The organism is Paraburkholderia sp. UCT2, assembly GCF_014397665.1.
Lineage (GTDB): Bacteria > Pseudomonadota > Gammaproteobacteria > Burkholderiales > Burkholderiaceae > Paraburkholderia > Paraburkholderia tuberum.
The window spans coordinates 1-2,929 of record NZ_VZQO01000110.1 but is presented as its reverse complement, the minus strand read 5'-3'; the positions used below and the strand labels follow the sequence as shown (position 1 = coordinate 2,929).

Sequence of the window (2,929 nt, the reverse complement as noted above, 5' to 3'; positions counted from 1 at the left end):
TTCTCAGGCGAGCTCATCAGCACCTCCCGTTATCTGGTCGTAGATGTCGAGCCGGTGAGGGGTCACCAGCGTGTCCTTGCTACGCACGTGCTCGGGCAGGTTCACCGTCACCGGCGGCGGTATCTGCGTAAGCGCCTCGCGTGGGCCATTCGCGATGTTTCGCGCGCATGAGGCACCATAGTGATGGCGCGTTGATGTGTGGCGGATGGCTGCCAGAGGACGTTTCAGAGGTCAGGCGGTGGCTGATGGCGGAGTGGATTGCGTGGGCAACTTGTCGACCACGTTCCAGGGCAGCAGTTCGCCGATGCGATTGACTTTGTGGTCAGCGATGTGAGTCAGGACGTATTCCAGATACGCGCGCGGGTTGATGTCGTTCAGCTTGCAGGTCCCGATCAGGCCGTACATTGCGGCGGCCCGCTCACCTCCACTGTCGGAGCCGGCAAACAGGAAGTTCTTCCTTCCCAGGCTCACGCAGCGCAGGGCGTTTTCGGCGAGGGCATTGCTGATCTCGACGCGACCGTCTTCGCAATACAGAACGAGTGCGTCCCATTGATTGAGCGAGTAGTGTATTGCTTTGGCCAGCTCAGACTTCGTCGACAGCGTCGCGATCCTGTCCGCCATCCATGCCTTGATGGCCGCGAGCACCGCGAGGCTCCTCTCCTGTCGTACGCGCAACCGTTCGGCGGCTGGCTTGCCTCGGATATCCGCCTCAATGCGATAGAGTTCGCCGATCAGCTCGAGTACATGCCTTGTCGCATCGGTCGGCGTACGGACGTGAACGTCGTATATGTACCGTCTCGCGTGATCCCAGCACGCGGCTTCACGGATCTTGCCGCCCTCATACAGCTCGTTGAAGCCACCGTAAGCGTCGGCCTGCAGGATGCCCTCGAATTCGGCGAGATGAGTCTGTGGATGAATGCCTTTGCGGTCCGGCGAGTAGGCAAACCAGACTGCGGCCGGTTCCGTCGAGCCCGATCGGGTGTCGTCGCGAACGTAGACCCACAGGCGGCCCGTGCGGGTCTTTTTGTTTCCCGGTGCAAGTACAGGGATCGGCGTGTCATCCGCGTGCAGCTTGAAGGTTGCCATCGTGTAGATGCGCAGCGCTTCGGTCAACGGCTCGCACAGGGCCTCGCACTGGCCGACCCAGCGCCCCATGCTGGCAGGGTCGAGCTTCACGCCGTCGCGCGCGGCAATCGTCGACTGTCGGTACAGCGGTTGATGATCAGCGAACTTCGAGACGAGGATGTCAGCCAGCAGGCTCGGGTGCGCGATGCTGCGCTCAATCGGCAGGCCCGGCATCGGCGGCTGCGCGAAGTGGTTACAGCAGGTACAGACAGCCTTGCGCCGGATCGTGCGGATCACCTTGAACATGGCAGCGACACGGGCCAGTTGCTCGGACACGTCTTCACCGAGTGGTTGCATGGCGTTGCCGCAGTTCGGACAGATCGAATCGGGTTCGAGCACGCCCTCTTCACGCGGCAGATGGGATGGCAATGCCTCCTTCGAGGCTGTTGCGCTGACGGGCACACTCGTGCCCGATGCGCGGGCGCGGCGAACATCCGCGACACCGCGCCCACCGGTCAACTCCTCCAGTTCGGTCTCAAGCCGCTCGATCTGTCGGTCCAGCTGCTCGGACTTGCGGCCGAACTGCATCCGTTTGAGTTTGTCGATCTGGGCCTTGAGCTGCTCGATTTCGATATCGCGCTCGGCAAGCTGGGCGCGAGCCTCGAGCAGCAACGCCTTGAGTGCATCGACGTCATCCGGAAGACGGGCATCATCGGTCATGCGCCGGAGTTTACGCGCGCCCCGAAGCGTTTACAACATCGACAGCACCGCAGTTCGACGCGGCTGTCGCCAATCGATGCCCTCGAGTAGCATCGACAACTGTGCATGCGTCAGATGGACCTTGCCGCCGTCAGCCTGTGGCCAGACAAAACGCCCGCGTTCAAGCCGCTTCGCCAGGAGCCATAGCCCGTCCTCAGTGGCCCACAAAATCTTTATCAGGTCACCGTGCCGCCCCCGGAAAATGAAGACGTTGCCACCCATCGGATTCTCCTCGAGCGCGGTCTGCACCTTCGCCGCCAGTCCCTGAAATCCGCAGCGCATATCGGTAACGCCAGCCGCAATCCAGATGCGGGTGCCCGCCGGCAGCCCGATCATCGGGACAGTTCCCGAATCAGTAACCGCAGCATATCCGGCGACACGTTGCCGCGAATCCGCAAGCGTGCACGGTCAAACTCGATCTCGCAGGCGTTCTCCGACACGGCCTCGCGCATGGGCATCGAAGCCTCGCCTTCGGTGACAATGCTCACTGGCAGTAACGATGCAACGTCGCCTTCGGGTTCTTGTCTCGCATGCGCCGGATGCAGCGCCCCAAACGCGCCCTGAAGGTATTGGCGACGCCATCTGAACAGCAGGTTGGTGTTAATGTCGTTGCGACGCGCGACCAGCGATACGGAAGCTCCGGGCTCGAACGTCTGTTCGACCAGCTGACGTTTGAATTCACGCGGAAAGTTCGGGCGCTTACCCGGTGCTTCGTTCTTGCCATCCACAATCTCGGCCACTTTGGTTCCCACCAGAATATTTGGTGGGAACCAAATTACCCCCGTTCACTGCTGCCGGGAGAACGGCCGCCGTGAGGCGCTTACGTATCTGCCGCGACTCGCGCCGACGCTCCAGCGCCAGACGCACCGGATTCTGGTGAGGCGCGGCATCGCTGGCGAGCGTTTCCTCGATCGCTGCCTGCAGTTCGGCGGCACCATAACGGTCGAGCAGCCGCAGCAGGTGGGCGGTGATATTGCCCAGATTGGCGCCGCGTTCAGCCGCACGCAGCATGAGCGTGTGACTGGCCGGCGCTGCGCAGGCGAGATGGTCGAGGCCGGGATGGTGACGGGCTTCGCGTTTGCGTGCAACGAGGGCGTCGATGTGC

General features: G+C 62.4%; 3 protein-coding genes and 1 pseudogene. All 4 read right to left on the bottom strand.

Going from position 1 to position 2,929, the window contains the following annotated elements:
- Window positions 1–231: 231 nt before the first annotated feature.
- On the bottom strand, window positions 232–1,785 hold the full coding sequence (gene tnpC / locus F6X39_RS35840) for an IS66 family transposase (RefSeq protein ID WP_187620114.1): 1,554 nt from the start codon (window positions 1,783–1,785) through the stop codon (window positions 232–234).
- 30 nt (window positions 1,786–1,815) lie between these two features.
- Window positions 1,816–2,160, bottom strand: coding sequence for an IS66 family insertion sequence element accessory protein TnpB (gene tnpB, locus F6X39_RS35835; RefSeq protein ID WP_187620113.1), 345 nt, complete (start codon window positions 2,158–2,160; stop codon window positions 1,816–1,818).
- Complete coding sequence (gene tnpA, locus F6X39_RS35830; RefSeq protein ID WP_316251762.1) at window positions 2,157–2,564, bottom strand: IS66-like element accessory protein TnpA; 408 nt, start codon at window positions 2,562–2,564, stop codon at window positions 2,157–2,159. Before tnpA ends, tnpB begins: the two co-directional genes overlap by 4 nt.
- Window positions 2,524–2,929: pseudogene (locus F6X39_RS35825) on the bottom strand (hypothetical protein); the annotation flags it as partial. The pseudogene F6X39_RS35825 and the gene tnpA, both read right to left, overlap by 41 nt.